At 70.6% G+C, this 19,875-nt stretch carries 11 protein-coding genes; 8 read left to right on the top strand and 3 right to left on the bottom strand.

The features are described 5' to 3' along the window. Positions 1-4: 4 nt before the first annotated feature. The gene (locus AB0O76_RS23165; protein ID WP_365494351.1) at positions 5-820 is read right to left on the bottom strand and encodes a hypothetical protein; all 816 of its coding nucleotides are present in this window, start codon (positions 818-820) and stop codon (positions 5-7) included. Positions 821-851: 31 nt separating this feature from the next. Further along, complete coding sequence (locus AB0O76_RS23160; protein WP_365494348.1) at positions 852-2,180, bottom strand: radical SAM protein; 1,329 nt, start codon at positions 2,178-2,180, stop codon at positions 852-854. 329 nt (positions 2,181-2,509) lie between these two features. Between AB0O76_RS23160 and AB0O76_RS23155 the strand changes: the two genes are divergently transcribed. Genes AB0O76_RS23155 through AB0O76_RS23120 form a run of 8 tightly spaced genes read left to right on the top strand, consistent with a single transcriptional unit; the run spans position 2,510 to position 17,970 of the window. After that, positions 2,510-3,814: an MFS transporter gene (locus AB0O76_RS23155; RefSeq protein WP_365494345.1), complete on the top strand. Its 1,305-nt coding sequence runs from the start codon at positions 2,510-2,512 to the stop codon at positions 3,812-3,814. Beyond that, a complete protein-coding gene (locus AB0O76_RS23150) occupies positions 3,811-7,416 on the top strand; it encodes an amino acid adenylation domain-containing protein (protein ID WP_365494341.1) in 3,606 nt (1,201 codons plus the stop codon). Before AB0O76_RS23155 ends, AB0O76_RS23150 begins: the two co-directional genes overlap by 4 nt. Beyond that, positions 7,417-7,641: an MbtH family NRPS accessory protein gene (locus AB0O76_RS23145; RefSeq protein WP_365494338.1), complete on the top strand. Its 225-nt coding sequence runs from the start codon at positions 7,417-7,419 to the stop codon at positions 7,639-7,641. Further along, positions 7,638-7,883, top strand: a complete 246-nt coding sequence (locus tag AB0O76_RS23140; RefSeq protein WP_365494335.1) for a hypothetical protein — start codon at positions 7,638-7,640, stop codon at positions 7,881-7,883. The genes AB0O76_RS23145 and AB0O76_RS23140 overlap by 4 nt, the downstream gene beginning before the upstream one ends. 5 nt (positions 7,884-7,888) lie before the next feature. Continuing rightward, positions 7,889-8,827: a TauD/TfdA family dioxygenase gene (locus AB0O76_RS23135; protein ID WP_365494332.1), complete on the top strand. Its 939-nt coding sequence runs from the start codon at positions 7,889-7,891 to the stop codon at positions 8,825-8,827. A gap of 5 nt (positions 8,828-8,832) precedes the next feature. Further along, positions 8,833-10,761 (top strand): condensation domain-containing protein, encoded by a 1,929-nt coding sequence (locus tag AB0O76_RS23130; RefSeq protein ID WP_365494329.1) that lies wholly within the window; start codon positions 8,833-8,835, stop codon positions 10,759-10,761. Continuing rightward, positions 10,754-16,750, top strand: a complete 5,997-nt coding sequence (locus AB0O76_RS23125; RefSeq protein ID WP_365494326.1) for an amino acid adenylation domain-containing protein — start codon at positions 10,754-10,756, stop codon at positions 16,748-16,750. The genes AB0O76_RS23130 and AB0O76_RS23125 overlap by 8 nt, the downstream gene beginning before the upstream one ends. Continuing rightward, complete coding sequence (locus AB0O76_RS23120) at positions 16,750-17,970, top strand: class I SAM-dependent methyltransferase (protein WP_365494323.1); 1,221 nt, start codon at positions 16,750-16,752, stop codon at positions 17,968-17,970. The genes AB0O76_RS23125 and AB0O76_RS23120 overlap by 1 nt, the downstream gene beginning before the upstream one ends. On the opposite strand, the gene AB0O76_RS23115 is transcribed toward AB0O76_RS23120, so the two are convergent. Beyond that, positions 17,954-19,795 carry a non-ribosomal peptide synthetase gene (locus AB0O76_RS23115; RefSeq protein WP_365494320.1) on the bottom strand — a complete coding sequence of 614 codons (1,842 nt, stop codon included), beginning with the start codon at positions 19,793-19,795 and terminating at the stop codon, positions 17,954-17,956. The genes AB0O76_RS23120 and AB0O76_RS23115 overlap by 17 nt on opposite strands. Positions 19,796-19,875: the final 80 nt, after the last annotated feature.

The following is a 19,875-nucleotide window of genomic DNA, read 5'->3' as shown; positions in this document are numbered from 1 at the left end:
AGCGTCACCCGCCCGTCACACGGGAGACGTACGCCGCGACTTCGGGGTCCGCGAGGAGGCGGGTCCGGTCCGCGCCGAAGCGGGTGATCGTGCCGCGCGGGTCGGCGCCGCTGGTGCCGACGCCACCGGTGGCGGACAGGACGGTCGTCGCGGGCGGCGCGTCCGGCGGCGGCTCACCGGCGTGCGTCCAGGCCGCCGCGGCGAGGTAGGCGAGGTAGTGGGAGAAGCGGTCGGAGAGCTGCTGTTGCACCGCGGGGGCGACGGAGAGCCGGCTGCAGGCGGCGGCCACCGCCGTCCGGTAGGCCGCTTCCAGCGCCTCGGCGAGCGGCAGAACGGCCGCGCCGGTCGCCGAGGGTTCGGCATCGCAGGGTTGGGCGGCCGCGAGGGCGGTCTCGAGGTCCTGCGGGGAGAGCTGGGCGGCGAGGGTGCGCACAGCGGTGCGGTACTCCTCGCCCAGGGTGCGGCTTTCGGCCACGATCGGATCGAAAGTGAGGAGGGACGGCGTGCCGAGCCCCAACATCCTTAACCGGTCGGCCAGTTCGCGGGCGAGTCCGCTCCCCGCGCAGTGCCCGAGCACGGCCCGCACCGGCTGCCCGCGCTCCTTGATCTCCGCCAGCCAGGGCGTCACGTACTCCCCGGCCCCGTGCTCCACGAGGTCCGCGACCGTGCTCCGCCTCGGTACGCCCTCCAGTACGCGGCGCCCGTCGAGGAAGGACGCCAGGTCGGCGAACCGGGCATCCCCGCGTCCGGCGTCGAAGGCCACCGTGAGGATCAGGCCCGCGTCGCCGTCCCGCAGTACCTGCCATCGAGAAGAAGTCATGGTGCTCCCGTCTGTCCGAGGCCGCGGAAGGCTATACGTGAGCATCGGCCCAGAAGGTGCCGTACTCGTCGGCGGTGCCGGGGGTCGGCGCGGAACCGAAGTACGGCGTCTTGTCCATGGCTTGCGCGAACAGCTCCTGACCCTCCAGGAACACGTCGTACACCTGGTCCGGGGTGGCCTTGTCGGTGGTGAAGACGGGCGGCAGGTCCTCGTGGTAGAGGCTGAAGTCGCGGTGGAGAAGCTTCATCCCGAAACGCTCAGGAGTCTCGAACATGGCGCTTCCCGGGTACGGCACGAGGCCGAAGAGATACGTCGCCTGCAGCAAGTCCTCGTCGAGCAGTTGGCACACCCAGTCGATGCTGCGCCGCATGTCGTCGGGGCTCTGGTCGGGAAAGCCATTCACGGTGAAGGAGCAGGCGGCGAGCCCGGCGTCCCTGACCTTCTTGAGGGTTTCCCTGGTCGCGCTCAACTTCATGTGATGCTTATGCGTCTCATGGCTTTCCTGCGAGGCGGTCTCCAGGCCTATTTCGACCCATTGGCAGCCGCTGCTCTTCAGTTTGCGCAAGATGCGGTCATCGGTCAGACAATTCAGCCGGGTCTGGCAGTCGTAATTGATGTCACCCTCTTTTTCCAGGAGTTCAAGGAGTTCGAGGGTGTGGTCCGGGTGCAGGGTGAAGGTTTCGTCGCCCCAGTAGATGTTGTGGCGGCGTCCGTACCGGGCCCGATAGGCGCGGATCTCTTCGAGGACGCGGTCCAGTGGGAAATAGTCGGGGCGCTGGCCGATGGTCTGGATGGTGCAGAACGTGCACTTGTAGGGGCAGCCCAGAGCGTAGACCTGGCGTAAATAGCGGATGTCTTCGCCGGTACTCGCAGGGAAAAGGTCCACCTTGGGAAAGGGGATCTCGGACGGGTGCAGGTCCCGATAGCGGTGCGTCGTCCGCGCGGTGGTGCCGTCGGGCCGCTGGTGCACCAGGTTGCCCACGCCGGAGACGTCGCTTCCGTCGGCCAGGGCGTCGAGGAGCGCGGGCAGGGCCTGCTCGCCGCGCTCGACCACGACGTAGTCGACGCTCGGGTGGGCGGCCACCTCGTGCGCGAGCGGCGTGGCGACGACGCCGCCGTACACGACGGCGGCCGCGGGATGGATCCGCTTCACGGCGTCCGAGATCTCGTACGCGAAGCAGAGGTTCACGGTCATCGGCGAGAAGAGGAAGACATCTGCCGGATGCTCGCGCAACGCCGACTCGACGGCGTCCACGGCCAGCTGTCCCGGTCGCGTGAACGTGTTCGGGTCGGTGTACAGGTCGACCACGTCGATGTCGTTGTAGCCGTGCGCGACGAGCACTCCGCCCAGCCAATGCATCCAATGTGGAAGCTCCCACATGTTCTTTCTCATGTGGTCGAGCCCTGGATGTGCCGCATGGTATTGGATGTCGAAGTTCCGCCAGAAATCTTTGCGCTGCGCAATAGGGACGGTAGACATGGGGGTATGCACAAAAGCGACCCGCAATTTCTCTCCAAGGAAGAGGGGACTGGGGCTGCGCACAGACGATCCAAGCGAAATCGAATTTCTAGCATGCAGGTTAGATTGACGTCAAGAAGTTGAATCAAGACATGTTGCGCGAGGGGTCCTTGACGCCCTCTGGGGCGTGTGGTGTACTGCCCATCGGCGGATCTGGATAGGGGGAACCCGTGCCGTCAGGTGAACTGTCCGAGGACCAGGATCAGGCACGGCCGACGGGTACGGGGGGTGGTTCGCCCTCTTTATGGAGCAACCCCGCATACCGAATCTTCTTAGGCGTTCAGACTCTTTCCGCGCTCGGTGACTCCTTCTCGTATGTCGCGTTGCCGCTGCTCGTCCTTCACACCACGGGTTCGGTCCTCCAGATGGGCCTCGTCACCGGGCTCACCGGTGTCGCGTCGATCCTTACCGGCCTGTTCGCCGGCGTCATCGCCGACCGCTTCGACCGCAGACGGCTCCTCATGCTCGCCGACGGGGCGCGCTGTCTGCTCTACCTGGTGATCCCGCTGGCATGGATCTTCGCGTCACCGCTCTGGCTGATCTATACCGTCGTCCCCATCGCGGGCTGCTTCTCGATGCTCTTCCAGGTCACCTATGTCACCGTGGTGCCCGCCATCGTCCAGCCGGACCAGATCACCAAGGCCAACGGCCATCTGTACGCGACGTACGCGGTCGCCAGCGTCGCCGGACCCGCGCTCGCGGGCTTCGTGGCCTCGTCCGCGGGTCCGGCCGCCGCGATCGGCATCGACTCCGCGACGTTCGCCGTCTCCGCGCTCGGCGTTCTGCTCGTCAAGTTCGACGGCAGGCCACGGCGGTCCGACACCCCCCAACACGGCAGCATCCGGGGCGAGTTCCTGGCCGGGGCGAAGTTCTTGTGGGCACACCCCGTGCTGCGGCCGCTGACGCTGCTCCTCTCGCTGATCACCTTCCTCATCTACGGCCTGACCGACCTCGTCATCTACCTGGTCAAGGACGAGCTCGGCCACCCGGACACCACGGTCGGCTGGGTGCTGACGGCCGGTACCGTCGGCTCGTTCATCGCCTCCGCGGCGGTCGCCCGCGTACGCAAACGGCTCGGGTTCGGCGTGGCCTGGATCAGTGCGTTCTCGCTTGCGGGCTTCGCCGTCGCCGGGATCGGCCTGTCCGGGAGCGTCCCGGTGATCGCCGTGCTGATGACGGTCACCCTGATGTGCACCGGCATCGCCGGCATCTCCTCCATGTCACTGCGTCAGGAGGTGACTCCCAGCCATCTCCTCGGCCGGGTCACGTCCTCGTTCTGGACCATCCATACGGCGCTGGGGCCGATCGGCGCGGCCATCACCACCGCGGCCGCCGCCGGAGCCGGCGTCACCACGGTCTGTCTCGTCATCGGGGTCATCGTTCTGGCCATCGCACTGACCGGGACGCTGACCGGCATCACCCGGCCCCAAGCCGGTCCCCACGCAGCCGACCGCCCGGCAGGAGAGGTCGCATGAGCTTCGGCACCGACGGCACTCGGCACGTGTCCGGGCCCGCGCGGTCCGGCGGAGACGCGTTGTCCTCGGACGAGGAGCGGTTGTCCGGCGGGCTTGCGGTGTCCGGTGGAGGGGCGTTGTCCTCGGACGAGGAACGGTCGTCCGGCGGGGCTGCGGTGTCTGGCGAGGATGCGTCGTTTGGTGGAGGGGCGTTGTCCTCGGACGAGGAGCGGTTGTCCGGCGGGCTTGCGGTGTCCGGCGAGGACGCGCCGTTTGGCGGAGGCGCGCAGTCCTCGGACGAGGAACGGCTGTCCGGCGGAGGCGCGCGGTCCGGCGGGGATGCGCTGCCCGGCGAGGATGCGTCGTCCGGCGGCGGCCCGCTGTCCTCGGTCCAGGAGCGCTTCTGGTTCCTGGACCGGATGCACCCCGGCACCGCGCTGTACAACGCGTGCTCGGCGATCCGTCTCAGCGGACCGCTCGACCCCGACGCGGCCGCCCGTGCCGTGGGCGAGATCGTCCGCAGGCACGACGTCCTGCGCGCCCGCTTCCCGGCCGACGGCGGCGTCCCACGGGTGTGCGTCGGGCCCGTACGGCCGGTGACCACCGCACTGATCGACCTGACCGGGCTGCACCCTGAGCTCCGTGCCGCCGAGGCTCACCGCCTCGCCGAGGAGCACGCCCGGCGCCCCTTCGATCTGGAGACCGGCCCGCTGATCCGCACGGTGCTGCTGCGCTCGGCCGACGACGACCACACCTTGCTGCTCAACTGGCATCACATCATCTGTGACGGCTGGTCCCGGCAGGTCTTCCTCGACGAGTTCCTCGAACTCGTCGCCGCCCAGGCCGAGTTCCGCGCCCCGGACCTCGCCCCGCTGCCCGCGCAGTACGCCGATCTCGTCGCCCGGCGTCGGCACCTGCGCGAGGGTGACCCCGTATACGAAGCGGAACTGTCCTACTGGCGCGAGCGGTTGTCCGGGATCAGCGACGCCCGGCGGCTGCCCCCGGACCGCACACCTCCCGAACGGTTCACCCCGCCCGCTGCCGCCGCGCGCCGGACGCTCGATCCCGAACTGATGAGCCGTGTCGGGAAGTTGGCGCGAGCTGAGCGCGTCACTCCGTTCATGGTGTTGCTGACCGCTTTCGCGATCACGCTCTCGCGCCACCTGGACCAGGACGACGTCCTGGTCGGCACGCCGAGCGCCCTGCGGGAGGAGGTCGACGCCGACCTGCTGATCGGGCCCTTCCTCAACATGCTCGCCCTGCGCACCGACCTGTCCGGCGACCCGACCGTGCGGCAGGCCCTTGCCCGGGTGCGGGAGACCTGCCTGGGCGCGTACGAGCACCAGGAGGTCGCCTTCCAGGACATCGTCTCGGCGCTCGGCACCGAACGCGCCGAGGGGGACAGCCAGTTCTTCGGTGTCACCTTCCAGTACATCGGTACGCCCTCCACCCGCAGGGGACCCGGAGGCCTGACCGCCCGCGCCGAGGAGGTGGAGATCGGCGTCGCCAAGTTCGACCTGACCGTCGACGTGTTCGCCGAGGAGGGGCAGACCGACGTACTCGCCCAGTACGACAGCGATCTCTACCGGGCCGAGACCATCGACGGGCTGCTGGGCCTGTGGCAGTCCGTCCTGGACGACATGACCCTCGACCCCGAGCAGCCCGTCGGGCTCATCGGTGCCATCGGCCCCGAGGAACGCGCGCTGCTGCTCGACGCCGCGACGGGCGCCACGGTCGCGCCCGCCGATGACTGCGTCCTCGACGTGTTCGAGCAGTGGGCCGAGCGGACGCCGGACGCGCCCGCGCTTGTGCACGGCGGCACCCGGCTCAGCTACGGCGAACTCGACCGCGCCGCCAACCGGTTGGCTCACCGGCTGCGCGGCGAGGGCGTCACACCCGGGTCCCGCGTCGGCATCTACATGGAGCGCTCCGCCGAGAGCGTCGTCGCCGTCCTCGCCGTGTGGAAGGCGGGCGCCGCCCATGTGCCGCTGGACCTCGACAGCCCCGCCGCCCGCCGCGCGATGATCGTCGCCGACGCCGGGGTGGGGGTGGTGGTCACGCAGGAGGGGCTCGTCACCGACCTGGCCGGTGATCCCGTACGCAGCGTGGTCGCCGGCCCGGACGGCGCCGCCCCCGGGCACTTCCCGGGCACCCGGCCCGAGCGGCGGCTCGGCCCCGACAGCCTCTGCTATGTCATGTATACGTCGGGCTCGACCGGGCGCCCGAAAGGCGTCATGGCCACGCACGGTTCGCTGCGGCGCATCCAGCTCGCGTGGGAGCACGCCTTCGCGCTGCGCGGACGGATCCGCAGCCATCTGCAGATGGCCAACTTCAGCTTCGACGGCTACCTCGGCGAGCTCGTCCGCTGCATGGGCTCCGGCGCGACCCTCGTGGTCTGCCCCCGCGAAACGCTGCTCCTTCCGGCCCGGCTCCTTCGCCTGATGCGCGACGAGGGCGTCGATGTGGCCGACTTCGTGCCCACGGTGCTGCGCACGCTGGCCGCGCACATCGCCGAGAGCGGCCAGGACCTGGCCTTCCTCAAGCTGCTCATCGTCGGCTCCGACACCTTCCCCGCCGACGAGCTCGAGCGGATCCGCCGACTGTGCGGACCGGCCACGGATGTCGTCAACTGCTACGGCCTGACCGAAGGCACCATCGACAGCACCTACTTCACCGTCGGCGCCGAGGACACGGACACCCGGTCCGTGCTCATCGGCACCCCGCTGCCCGGCACCGAGGCCTATCTCCTCGACGACCGGATGCGCCTTGTGCCACCGGGCGTGCCCGGCACCCTGTACATAGCGGGCCCCAGCCTCACCCGCGGCTATCTCGGCGCCCCCGGACGCACCGCGGACGCCTTCGTGCCGCACCCCTTCGCCACCCGGCCCGGCGCGCGGATGTACCGGACGGGCGACCGCGGCCGCTACCGGCACGGGCCGCACGGCCTGCGCATCGAGTTCCTCGGCCGCCGCGACCACCAGCTCAAGGTGCGCGGCTACCGCGTCGAACTCGGCGAGATCGAGGCCGCGTTCCGCCGCTCACCCAGCATTCGGGACGCCGTCGTCCTCACCGAGGAGGAGCAGGACACGAGGCGCGTCCACGCCTACCTCGTACCGAGTGCGGGGCAGGAAGGCGTGGACTGGCACGCCGTGGTGCGCGAGCACCTGCCGCTGTACATGCTGCCCGACCGCCTGGTGCTGCTCCCCGAGCTACCGCTCACCCCGAACGGCAAGCTGGACCGCGCCGCGCTGCCCCGTGCGGGCGGCGCCGAGGTCGCGCCGCCCGGCACCGGCAGGCCCGCCCGAACCCCGGTCGAGCACACCCTGCTCGATCTGTGGCGCGGCGTGCTGCGGCGCGCGGACATCGGCGTCAACGACGACTTCTTCAGCCACGGCGGTGACTCGCTGATGGTGATGCGGGTGATCGCCGCCGCGCACGACACCTGGGGCGTGGACATCACCGTACGGGCCTTCTTCCGGGCTCCGACGGTGGCCCGCCTCGCCCCGCTGGTCGAGCAGTTGCTCGCCGATGCCGCCGCACACGGCAGTACGGACCGAAAACCTGGCGCGCTCGACCGGATCGTCCCGGTCGCCCGCAAACGCATCGCGTACGAGGAGGGTTGAGTGACGACTGGACCGCACGGCGGCGACCCGGCCGAATACCGGGTCGTCGTCAATCACGAGGAGCAGTACTCGATCTGGCCCGCCGATCAGCCGCTGCCGGCCGGCTGGGAGGACACCGGGCACAGCGGATCGCGCGAGGAGTGCCTGGCGCACATCGAGACCGTCTGGACCGACATGCGGCCGCTGAGCCTGCGCCGCCGGATCGAGCGGGAGGCCGCTGGATGACGCCGTACTACCTGGGCTGTCTCCTCGGAGACGTGCGCGGCTTCGCCGGCTGGGCCGAAGCCGCGGCGGGGGAGCAGCGCGAACTGCCCGACGACACCGTGGTGTATCTGCGCGAGGACCTGGCCGTCGTACGCCACCCGGTGCAGGCCGACCAAGGGGTGCTGTGGGACGCGGCGACGCCGCAGTGGCATGCCTTCTGCGCCGATGCGCTGCGGTTCGAGCCGCCCGCAGGACGGAAGTGACGGCCGTGCAGCTGCCCCACGTCATCGAGGCCCTTGAGGGCGAGGAAATCCTCGGCCGGATCGGCAGGGACCGCGCCGGGATACGGCAGCGGCTGCGCACCGACGGCGCCGTGCTGCTTCGCGGCTTCACGGTCGGCGGCGTCGACGGATTCGAGTCCGCCGTCCGGGAACTGTCCGGCGAGGCCCCGCTGCCCTACGAGGAACGGTCGTCGCCGCGCAGCACCATCAAGGGCCGGGTGTACACCTCGACCGACTACCCGCCGCACGAAGAGATCTTCTTCCACAATGAGAACTCCTACCGCGTGTCCTGGCCGATGAGCCTGTACTTCTACTGCGTCGAGCCACCGGGCGGCCGGGGCGCGACCCCGCTGTCGGACACACGCCAGGTGCTGCGCGCCCTCGACCCCGCCGTGCGCGAGGAGTTCGAGCGGCGCGGCTGGAAGGTGGTGCGCAACTTCGGCTCCGAGTTCGGGCTGAGCTGGCAGGAGGTCTACGACACCGACGACCGCGCGCAGGTGGAGCGGTTCTGCGCGGCCAACGGCGTCATCGCCGAGTGGCGTGCGGACGGCGGCCTGCGTACGTCCTCGGTGCGCGATGCCGTCCACCGGCACCCGGAGACGGGGGAGGAGGTGTGGTTCAACCACGCGGCGATCTTCCACATCTCGACCCTGTCGCCGGAGAACCGCGAGGGCATGCTCGAACTGTTCGGCGAGGAAGACCTCCCCAACCAGAGCTACTTCGGTGACGGCGCGGACATCCCCGACGACGTCATGGCGCATGTACGCGACTGCTACCGAACGGCGGCCACGCGGTTCGACTGGTCCCGTGACGACGTCCTGGTCATCGACAACATGCTCACCGCGCACGGCAGGGAACCCTTCACCCGCCCCCGCACGATCGCCGTCGCCATGGCCGAGGCGCTCGCGACGACCGGGCGGAGGTGACCGGCATGACGGGACGAACGGTGTCCGCCCTGGTGAGCGACGCGTCGTACGCCCAGGCGAGGATGTACTTCCTCGACGAACTGGCCCATCGGACAGGGGTGTTCACGGTCGCCCGTGTCCTCGACCTGACCGGTGACCTCGACCCCGTGGCCCTGGACGCGGCGGTGCGCGGATGTGTGCGCCGTCACGAGAGCCTGCGCACCTGCTTCCGTGTCCACGAGGGGCAGCTGCAGCAGATCGTCACCGACCATGAGCCCGAGTTGCGCATCGTCGATCTGCGGAACCTCCTCGGGCGGGACGCCCCGGTGGACGAGCAGGAGCTGGTCGCCGACCTGGCCCGGCAGGAGGCCGCCGAACCCTTTGACCTGCGGCGTGTACCCCTGCTGCGGACCACGCTGATCAGGCTCACCGACCAGCGGGCCGTCCTGTTGGTAACACTGCATCACATCGTGGCCGACGCCTGGTCGTTGGACCTGCTTCTGCGTGAGCTCTCTTCGCTGTACCGGGCCCACGCCACCGGAACTCCCGAGGAACTGCCCGAACTGCCTTTGCAGTACGCCGATTTCGCCGCCTGGCAGCAGCGCGCCGAGGCGACCGGCACCCACGACCGGCTCCTCGCCCACTGGCGCGAGCGCATTCGCGACCTGCCCGAACTGCCCCTGCCCACCGACCGTCCGCGCCCTGAACAGCTCTCCTACCAGGGCCGGGAGCTCTCCGTCCCGCTCGACGACCGGCTCGCGGGACGGCTGAGCGCCCTGTGCCGAGAGGAGGGGGCGAGCCTCTTCATGGCGCTGCTCGCCGGCTTCTATGTCGCGCTGCACCGCTACAGCGGTCAGGCCGACCTCACCGTGGGCGGCACCACATCCGGCCGGGCCCGCCCCGAGACGCAGAACGTGATCGGTTCCTTCGTGAACATGGTGGTGCTGCGGACCACGGTCCGCGACGACCACACGCTGCGTGACGTGCTGCGAGCCACCGCCGAGACCTGCCACGACGCCTACGACCACCAGGAATTACCCTTCGAGCGATTGGTCGCCGCGCACGGCGGATCCCGACGGGCCAACAGGAACCCGCTGTTTCAGATCGTGTTCCAGATGATCGCCGAGCAGGACGACGACCTGTCCGTACCGGGGCTGCGCATCCGGATGCGCGAGGCGGCCACCAGCGTCACCACCTTCGACCTGGTGTGCACCGTGACGAACAGGGCCGGTCGGTTGTCGGCGGCCCTGGACTACGCGACCGAGCTGTGGGACCAGGACACCGTCGCAGCCCTGGGGCATGCCTGGCAGCGGGCACTGCGGGATCTTGCCGACCGGCCCGACCGCGCCCTGCGGGACATCCCGCTGGCCGAGGAACGCCCGTACACCCCGGACGTCCTGCCGGATGGGCTGCGCGGGGAGGCGGCCCTCGCGCAACTGCCCGCCGACGCAGTGCTGACCGTCCGCGACCCCTACGGTCACCCCGCGCCGCCCGGAGCCGTCGGTGAACTCTTCCGCCGGGACACTCCTGATGGTCCCGCCCGGCCCACCGGTGTCGCGGTGCGGTCAGGCGGAGACGGCCGCCTCACGGCCGCGCCCTCGCCGGACGCTGTCCCTGCCCCTGTACCGGAGCCGCCCGACAACTCCGCGCCCGTCGGCCCCATAGAGCGTGAACTGGCCGCATTGTGGGAGGAGTTGCTTGGCTGCACCGGCATCGGACGGCACGACAACTTCTTTCAGTGCGGCGGCCATTCGCTGCTCGCGACGGTGCTCATCACCCACGTACAGGAGCGCTACGGCGCCGATGTAACCCTCGAGGCGTTCTTCCGGCAGCCCACTCCCGCAGGCCTCGGCGATGCGATCGCCGCCGCCTCGGACACCGCAGGGGCCGGTGCGGAAGTGGATGAACTGAGCGCGCTCGTGGACGCCTTGGAGCGACAGGGGGACCATGCCTGAAGCCGGACTCGCCGAGCGGATACAGAACCTCACCGCGAAGCAGCGCACGGAACTGCTCAGACAGCTGCGCGAACACGGCATCACTCCGCCGCTGAGCCTGTTCGCAGGGCCTGCCGACGGTGACGCACCGGTGTCATCGGCGCAGCGCCGCATCCTCTTCCTGGGCGCGCTGCAGCCGGAGAACTCCGGCTACACCAGCGTGAACCCCTTCCGGCTCACCGGCCGCCTCGACCCGGCCGTGCTCCACCGGTGCCTGAACGAGATCACCGCCCGGCACGAGATCCTGCGCACCGTCTTCCCACTGGTCGACGGCGTCCCCGTGCAGCGCGTCCGGGCCGCCGCACGGGTCCAGCTGACCGTCGTCGACCTGCGCGGACTCCCGCCCGCACGGCGTGCCGCCGAGGCGGACCGCCTCATCGCGGCCGAGCACGGCATCCCCTTCGACCTGGCGGACGCCCCACCCGTGCGGTTCCGGCTGCTGCGTCTTTCCGCCGAGGAGTCGGTGCTCCTCTCGGTGTTCCACCACGTCATCGTGGACGGCTGGTCCCTCGCCGTCCTGGGCCGCGAACTGACCACTCTGTACGAAGCGTTCTCGATCGGCCTGCCGAGCCCGCTGCCGCCCCTGCCCGTGCAGTACGGCGGATACGCACGCTGGCAGTCGGCCTGCGAGGACGGCGAGGAGGTCGCGCGCCAACTGGCCTACTGGGAGACGCACCTCAGCGGTGCCCCCGACCGGCTCGACCTGCCCACCGACCGGCCCCGGCCACCCGTGCAGAGTCACCGGGGCGCCACCCACCATTTCGTGGTCGACACCGAACTGACCGAGTCCTTGCGCGAGTTGGGCGTGCGGCACGGGGCGACCCTGCACATGACGCTGCTCGCCGCGCTCGCCACCGTGCTGTACCGCTACAGCGGTCAGGGCGACCTGCTCATCGGCGGGGCCGTCGCCAACCGGCGGCAGAGCGAACTGCACGACCTGGTGGGCTTCTTCGCCAACTCGGTGCTGTTCCGGGTGCGCCTCGACGACGAGCCCACCTTCGCGGAACACCTGGCCCGGGTGCGCCGGACCTGCCTGGAGGCGCACGACCACCAGGACGTCCCCGTGGACCTGATCGCCCAGCGCCTGTTCCCCGAGCGCGACCTCGCGCGCAACCCGCTGTACCAGGTGAATTTCACCCTGCACAACACGCCCGCCGTCACCGGTGACCCGTCCGGCCTGACGGTGGCGCTGCTCGACACGGAGACCGAGTCGTCCCGCTTCGACCTCGACTTCAACATCCTCGAGACCGACGAAGGACTCGACTGCCTGGTCGACTACGCCACCGACCTCTTCGACGCCGCCACCGTCGGCCGCATCTGCGACTCCCTCAGCGAACTGCTCCGTGCCGTCGCCACCGACCCCGACCGGCGCCTCTCTGCCCTGCCGGTGCTGTCCGCCCGCGAACTGCGGCGGATCGTGAGCGAGTGGAACGACACCGGCACCGAATCCTGCGCGACCCCCCTGCACGAACTGGTGGCGGCCCAGGCGTCCCGCACACCCGACGCCGTCGCGGTGTCCCGCGCGGACCACACCGTGACGTACGGAGAACTCGACAGGGCGGCGAACCGGCTCGCCCACCATCTGCGGGACGCGGGCGCCAGGACCGGCACCGCGGTGGCCGTGCTGATGGACCACGGACCCCAGACCGTGACCGCGCTCCTCGCGATCATCAAGACCGGCGCCGCCTACGTGCCGCTCGACCGCACGCATCCGCCGTCCCGGACGAACGCCATGCTCGCCGACAGCGAGGCCACCGTCCTTGTGGTCTCCGACGCCCTGCCTGTGGAAGTGGACCCGGCAGGCGCCCGAGTCGTCAGGACGGCCGCCGAAGCCGACGCGATCGCGCGCCGGCCATCGGCCGCCCTCGATGTCCGCGTGTCGGCGGACGACCTGATCTACCTCATGTTCACCTCGGGCTCCACCGGCCGCCCCAAGGCGGCCATGCTCACCCACCGCAACATCGTTAACTACCTGCTGTGGGCGAAGGATTACTACAAAGCCGCCGCGGGGACGGGTGTGCCCGTGCACTCGCCGCTCGCCTTCGACCTGACCGTGACGAGCATCTTCGCGCCGCTGCTCGCCGGGCAGCGCGTGCTGCTCCCGGCACCGACCGCCGACGACACCCCCGACGCCGCACTGCGCGGCCTCCTGTCGAACGCCGCCGACCTGAGCTTCGTGAAACTGACGCCCTCGCACCTGAGGCTCATAGAGCAGTCCGCCGACGGCGCACCGCTCGCCCTGCCCGCCCGGACGGCCATCCTCGGCGGGGAGGCCCTGCACGAGGACGCCCTGTCCGCGCTGCGCGCGGGCACCCCCGCGGTCCGGATCATCAACGAGTACGGGCCCACCGAGACGGCCGTGGCCTGTACCGCCTTCGATGCGGGGAGCGGCCCACAGGCGGACGGCGGCGGACCACAGGCGGACGGCGGCGGCCCGGTGCCGATCGGCAGGCCGATCGCCAACGTGCGCGTCCATGTCCTGGACGAGGCGCTGCGCCCGGTGCCGGTCGGTGTGCCGGGCGAGGCGTGCGTCGGTGGGGCCGGAGTGGGCCAGGGCTACTGGGGACGTCCTGCGCTCACCGCCGAACGCTTCGTGCCCGACCCCTTCGGCACCGTCCCGGGCGCCAGGCTGTACCGGACGGGCGACCTGGTCCGGCTCTTGCCCAGCGGCGAGTTGGAGTACCTGGGCCGCCGGGACGAACAGGTCAAGGTGCGGGGACACCGGCTCGAACCCGCCGAGGTCGAGGCCGCGGTGCGCAGCCACCCGGAAGTGCGGCAATGCGCCGTCGAGGTGGTGAGCCGCGCGCCCGGCGACGAACGGATCGTCGCCTTCGTCCGCCTGCGGGACGGGTCGAGGAGCGACCGGAACTGGGACGGCGACCGCGTCGAGGAATGGCGCCGGCTCTACGAGACCACCTACGGCGATCTGCCCGCCGACCGCGACGCCTCCTTCAACTTGGCGGGCTGGCTCAGCAGTTACACCGGTCGGCCCCTGGACGAGGCTCAGATGCGCGCCTGGCTTGACGACACGCTCCACCGCATCGGCGCCCTGCGGCCCCGCAACGTCCTGGAGATCGGCAGCGGCACCGGCATGATCCTGCTCAACATGGCCTCCGCGTGCCGGAGTTACCGGGCCACCGACCTCTCCGCCCCCGCCGTCGCGTACGTACAGGACACGGTGGCCGCCATGGACCTCCCGCCCGGCCGGGTCGAGGTCCGCACGGCCCCCGCCCACCAGAGCTTCACCCCGGAGGCGGGCGCCCCGGTACCCGACACGGTGGTGCTCAACTCGGTGGTCCAGTACTTCCCGTCGGCCGACTACCTCCTCGACGTGCTCCGGCAGGCCGTCGACGCGGTGCCCGACGGCGGCCACGTCTTCCTCGGCGATCTGCGCAGCCTGCCGCTGCTCGACCTGTTCCACACCTCCGTCCAGGCACACCGGGCCCCGGCGAACATGCGCATCGCCGAACTGCGCTCCAGGATCCGCCGCCAGAGCGCCCTCGACCCGGAACTGTGCGTCGATCCCCGGCTGTTCAGGGAACTCGCGGCTCGCTGGGCCCGGGTCGCGCAGGTCCGTGTCCTGCCCAAGCGCGGCCGCCATGACAACGAGCTCAACCACTATCGGTACGACGTCGTCCTGACCGTCGGCTCGGAGGAGCCCGAGGTGCCCGAGGTGGCCGAGCCTGAGCACGGTGGCTCGGTGCTCGACTGGGCCACCTCGCCCCTCGCGCCGGACGAGCTCCTGCGCCTCATCGAGCGGGAGCGCCCCGAGCGGCTCAGCCTCACCGGCGTACCCAACGCCCGGCTCGGCGCGGCGCTCGCCCTGCGCGACCTCATCGAGGACCGTGCGCCTTCCTCCTCCGTGGGTGAACTCCGGGCCAGGGCCAGCGTCCTGCCCCCGCACGGCCGCGCCCCGGAGGACTGGTGGGACCTGGCGGATCAGTGCGGGTACGAGGTGGAACTGAGCTGGCTCGAAGGGCGGTCCGACGGTGTGTACGACGTCGTCCTGGTGCGCCGCGATGCGGGCGCCGACGCCCCCTCCGTGTCCCTGACGGCCGCCGCCACGCACCGCTCTGCCGCGCCGCCCGCCGAGCTGTTCGACGCACGGCGGCACACCAACGACCCGCACTGGCGCCGCGCCTGCGCCGTCACCATTCCGGACATCGACACGCACGTACGGCGCTGGCTGCCCGAACCCCTCCTTCCGGCCCACTACGTCCCGCTGCCCGAGCTCCCGCTCACCTCGAACGGGAAGGCCGACCGCACCCAGCTGCGCCGACTCGCGGCGGATCCCGCGGTCGTGGAGCGGGCCGTATGGGGAGTGGCCGCCCGGGAACTCACCGGTACCGAACAGGTGGTCGCCGACATCTGGCGCGAGCTGCTCGACTGCGGTGACGTCACGCCCGACGACGACTTCTTCGGTCTCGGCGGGCACTCGCTGCTCACCCTCCAGGTCGTCTTCCGCCTGCGCAAGCGCCTGGACGTCGCCCTGCCGGCGCGCGCCCCGTTCGACCACAGGACCCTGGCCGATCTCGCCGCCTGCGTAGACGCGCTGCGGGAACCCGAAGCGGACGCCGTGCCGCCGCCCCTGACCGCCGTGCCCCGCGAGGGGGTCCTTCCGGCCTCGTGCGCCCAGGAACGCCTGTGGTTCATGGACCAGTTGAACCCGGGGGATCCCCGGTACAACGTGCCGGTCTTCGACCGGATCCTCGGTCCGCTCGACCCCGGCGCGCTGTCCCGGGCGCTCGACGCGCTCGTCGCCCGGCACGAGGTGCTGCGGACCCTGATCACCGCGCCCGACGGCGAGCCCCGGCAGGAGATCCGGCCGCCCGAGCCGGTGCCCTTCCCGCTGCTCGACCTCACCGCCCTGCCCCGGACCGCACGGGAAGCCGAACTGACGCGGCTGGTACGGGAGGAGTACCGCAGGCCCTTCGACCTGGCCGAAGGGCCGGTCGTGCGCGCCCACCTGGTGCGCCTCGCCCCGGAAGACCACGTCCTGTTGCTGTCGCTGCATCACATCGTGCACGACGGCTGGTCGTTGGGGCTCTTCAACGCCGACTTCGCCGCGCTCTACGAGGCCTTCGCCGAGGGACGCGAGCCCGAACCGGCCACGCCGCAGGTCCAGTACGCCGACTACGCCGTATGGCAGCGGAGACTGCTCGACGAAGGCCACATGGACGCACAACTGGCCTACTGGAAAGGCAAGTTGGCCGGGGTCACGCACCTTCCCCTACTGGCCACCGATCACCGACGGCCCGTCCGGCCGACCGGCAGCGGCAGGCTGCTCCCGGTGTCGATCCCGGCGGAGACCGTCGGCGACATCCGGCGGCTGTGCCGGACGTCCGGCGCCACTCCGTTCGCCGTGCTGCTCACCGCCCTCGGCGTGGCCCTGTGCGCCCACACGGGCGAGCGGGAGGTGACCGTCGGCACCGATGTCGCGGGCCGGACCGCGGCGGAGACGCAGGAGATGCTCGGCTTCTTCGTCAACCAGCTGGCGCTGCGCGTCGACCTCGCGGGCAGGCCGACCCGGCGAGAGCTCCTTTCTCGCGTCCACGGCACGGTGCTCGAAGCGCTCAGCCACCAGGACGTGCCCTTCGAACGTGTCGTCCAGGCACTCAACCCGCCGCGCAGCCGTCGGCACAGCCCGCTGTTCCAGACCAAGCTCGTGCTGAACAACACGCCGGGACGGTCCGGCATCGAACTGCCCGGGCTGCGGATCACACCGTTCCCGGTCGGCCTCGACACCACCAGATCCGACCTGGCGCTCGTCCTGCAGGAGAGCCAGGCGGTGCGGGACGGAAACGGCGCGTCCGACGCGGACGGGGAGATCACCGGTTTCCTGGAGTACAGCACCGAGCTGTTCGAGGAGTCGACCATGACGAAGCTGCTCGACGACTTCGAGCGAGCCCTCAAGGCTCTGACCGACGACCCGGGGACGGAGCCCGCCTGATGATGAAGACGCTCTGGACGTACAAGGACGACGCCCTTGCGCTCCCCGATGATCCTCGGGCCGCGTTCGACGCGGGCCGGGCGCTGGCCGCGACAGGGGAGTACCGGGCGGCGATCGGGCTGCTCCAGACGGCTGCCGGGGACGCTCAACTTCGGGCCCGAGCACTGCACTTGGCCGGTGAGTGCTTCCAGGGTCTCGGGGCGGAATCCGCCGCGGCCATCGCCTACGAACAGGCCGCGCTGAGCGGTCCCGGCGAGGACGACAAAAGCCTGCTGTACGACAGCGCACGGGCTCTGCAGGAGCAGGGCCGCCATGCAGAGGCTGCCGACCGCTTCGAGACGCTGCTCGCCTGGGACGCCACGTACGAGGACGCCTGGAAGCACCACGAGGAAAGCCGGATGCGCGCCGTCCCGAGCGCCCCGGACGCGGCCCCTTCGCCCTCCGAGACGCTCGTCAGGGATCTGGAGGCGCGTGGTCTGCTCGGGAACTCCGACTCCCGGATCGCGGCATACGACGCGTTGTTCTACGTCCAGTTCGACCACACCGGCCTGCACGACAGCGTCAAGAAGCGCCTCGAACTGGTTCAACTGCTCACCGCAGTCGGGGATGTCTCCGCCGTGGGCACCTCGCTCGACGTCGGCAGCGGCACCTTGCGCTACCCGCAGGTCCTTGACCGGTTCGGCGTACAGTCGTACGGCATCGACCTCAGCGACGCGGGTGTCCGCATCTGCGTGGACGAGCAGTGGGCGGCGGGCCGGTTCGCCGTCGCGGACGGCACGGCGATGCCCTTCGGCGACGGCTCCTTCGACCTCGTCACCTGCATGATGGGCACGGTCAACCACCTGTCCGCCGCCCAGCGCGAGCGCTTCCTCGCCGAGGCGTTCCGTACGCTGCGGCCCGGCGGGCTCCTGGTGGTGAGCGCATGGGATCCCGCGTGCCGCTTCCAGACGTTCCTGTCCTTCTACTCCCCGGCAGAAATGGCCCAGCTGCGGGGGCAGTTGACCGAGCGGGAGGCGCTGCGCGCGCAGTGCGCGGCGGCGGGCTTCGGCGATGTGCGCACCACACCGTTCTGCACGGTCCCCGACTGGTTGGTGACGGGCGCCGGCGCGGCAGGGACGAACGCCGACCACCTGGCCCGTCTCGCGGATCTCGACCGGGACCGCGCGGCACACGATCCGACGGTCTCCGGTCAGATGTTCCTGCTCAGCGCGCGTCGCTGACCGGTGTCCCGCCGAACACGTCCGCGAGGCTGTCCGCCGTGAGGAAACGGATGCTGCGTACGGTGATTCCCTCGCGCCTGCAGGCGGTGGCCAGCCTGATCGCCGCGATCGAATCCCCGCCCAGGTCCACGAAGTTGTCACCGGCTCGGACGTCGCGTACGCCGAGAACGCGCTCGCACAGGGCGCACACCCTGCGCAGCACCTCTCCCGGCCCGCCGCCGTCGGGTTCCGTTTCCGCTTCCACTTCTGCTTTCGCACGACCGGAATGCGCCCGGGTCTCCCTCTCGAACAGGTCCTGAAGGAGGACGCGGTCGAGCTTGCCGTGTCGGGTGAGCGGCAGTTGGTCCAGGGCCGAGAAGTGCTGAGGAACCATGTACGGCGGGAGGGAAGCCTCGAGTCCCGCCCGCAGACGCCCCGAGTCGAGTCCCGAGAAGCCGCTCCCGTCCAGGACGACGAAGGCGGCAAGCACGCTCCGCGGCTCGCGGGCCTTCACCACCGCCGCCGCGCGTACGCCGTCCATCGCGCACAACAGCGCCTCGATTTCCGCGAGTTCCACGCGATGGCCGCGGATCTTCACCTGTCCGTCGGTCCGGCCCACGACGACCGGGCGGCCCTGCGGATCAAGGCGTACGAGATCTCCCGTGCGGTAGCCGCGCCCCTCGCCGTCGGGCAGCGCACTGAACGCGCGGGCGGTGGCTTCGGGAAGGTTGAGATAGCCGCGGGCGACGCCCGCCCCGCTGATGACCAACTCGCCTACGCCTTGGGCTGCTTGCTCCTCATCGGTGTCGTCCACGGTCAGGCGCGTGTGCGGAATGGGGTGGCCGATCGGCAGCGGGTCGTCCGGCGCGTACTCCTCGATGTGGAACCCGGCGGTCTCGTCGAGCCGGAGGAAGCAGCGGCCCACCACGGTCTCCGTCGGTCCGTAGTGGTTGTAGACGACCGAGTCCGGGAACAGCCGCCGCAGGGTCGTGAGTTGGCGTGCGCGCAGCACCTCACCGCCGACGACGAACTGTCGCGGTCCGCGCAGCCCTCGCCGGTCGCCGAGCCGGGCCGTGAGCATCTCGATGTGCGAGGGGGTCAGGCGTACCAGGTCGAAGGCCGGGTTCTGGATGGCCGCGGCGAGATCCTCGGGTTCCTGGTGCTCCGGGGCGAGGTGGAGTGTGCCGCCGGTGACGAGTGGCAGGAAGAAGCTCGTCAGGGAGAAGTCGAAGCTGAGCGGGGTGTGCAGATACGCGTCGGCGGGACGTCCTTCGGAGAACTCGGACACCGTCCAGCGGACGTAGTTCGACAGGCCGGAGTGTTCCACCGCCACGCCCTTGGGGCGTCCGGTGGAGCCGGAGGTGTACAGCACATAGGCGAGACGTGCGGGATCCGGCGCCTCCGGCTGCGGAGAGGTGCTCGTCGCGCGCCGGGGGCCTGGGCGGAGAGGCACGGTCCGTATGGATGTGTCCGCCAGGAGGTGTCGGTGCTCGGTGTCGGTGACGGCGAGTTTCATGGACGTGTCGCGCACCATGAACGCCAGCCGCTCCGGAGGGAGATCGATGCCCAGCGGCACGTACGCGCCGCCTGCCCGGAGGACGGCGAGGAGACCGACGACGAGGCCGGGCGAACGGCCCGCGAGCAGCCCGACCGCCTGCTCCGGACCGACTCCACGCTCCAGGAGTTCCCCCGACAACTGGACGACTCTGGCGTGCAGTTCGCCATAACTGATCCGGGCGTCGCCCTGGATGACGGCCGGGGAGTCGGGCCGCTCCCGTGCCTGCCCGGCAAACCGGTCGTATACGGAGGGGAGACGCCCGTCGTTCCGTGCCGATTCCTGGTCCACCGCTCCAACTCCCGTTCCTGCGTGGTGACAAAGTGACCCGGCGACCCCGGCGCGACAGCCGTTCACGGTGTCACCATGCG

Source organism: Streptomyces sp. NPDC086554, from assembly GCF_040686095.1.
Lineage (GTDB): Bacteria > Actinomycetota > Actinomycetes > Streptomycetales > Streptomycetaceae > Streptomyces.
Note: the sequence above shows the minus strand (reverse complement) of the source record. Positions and strands in the feature narration are given on the sequence as shown.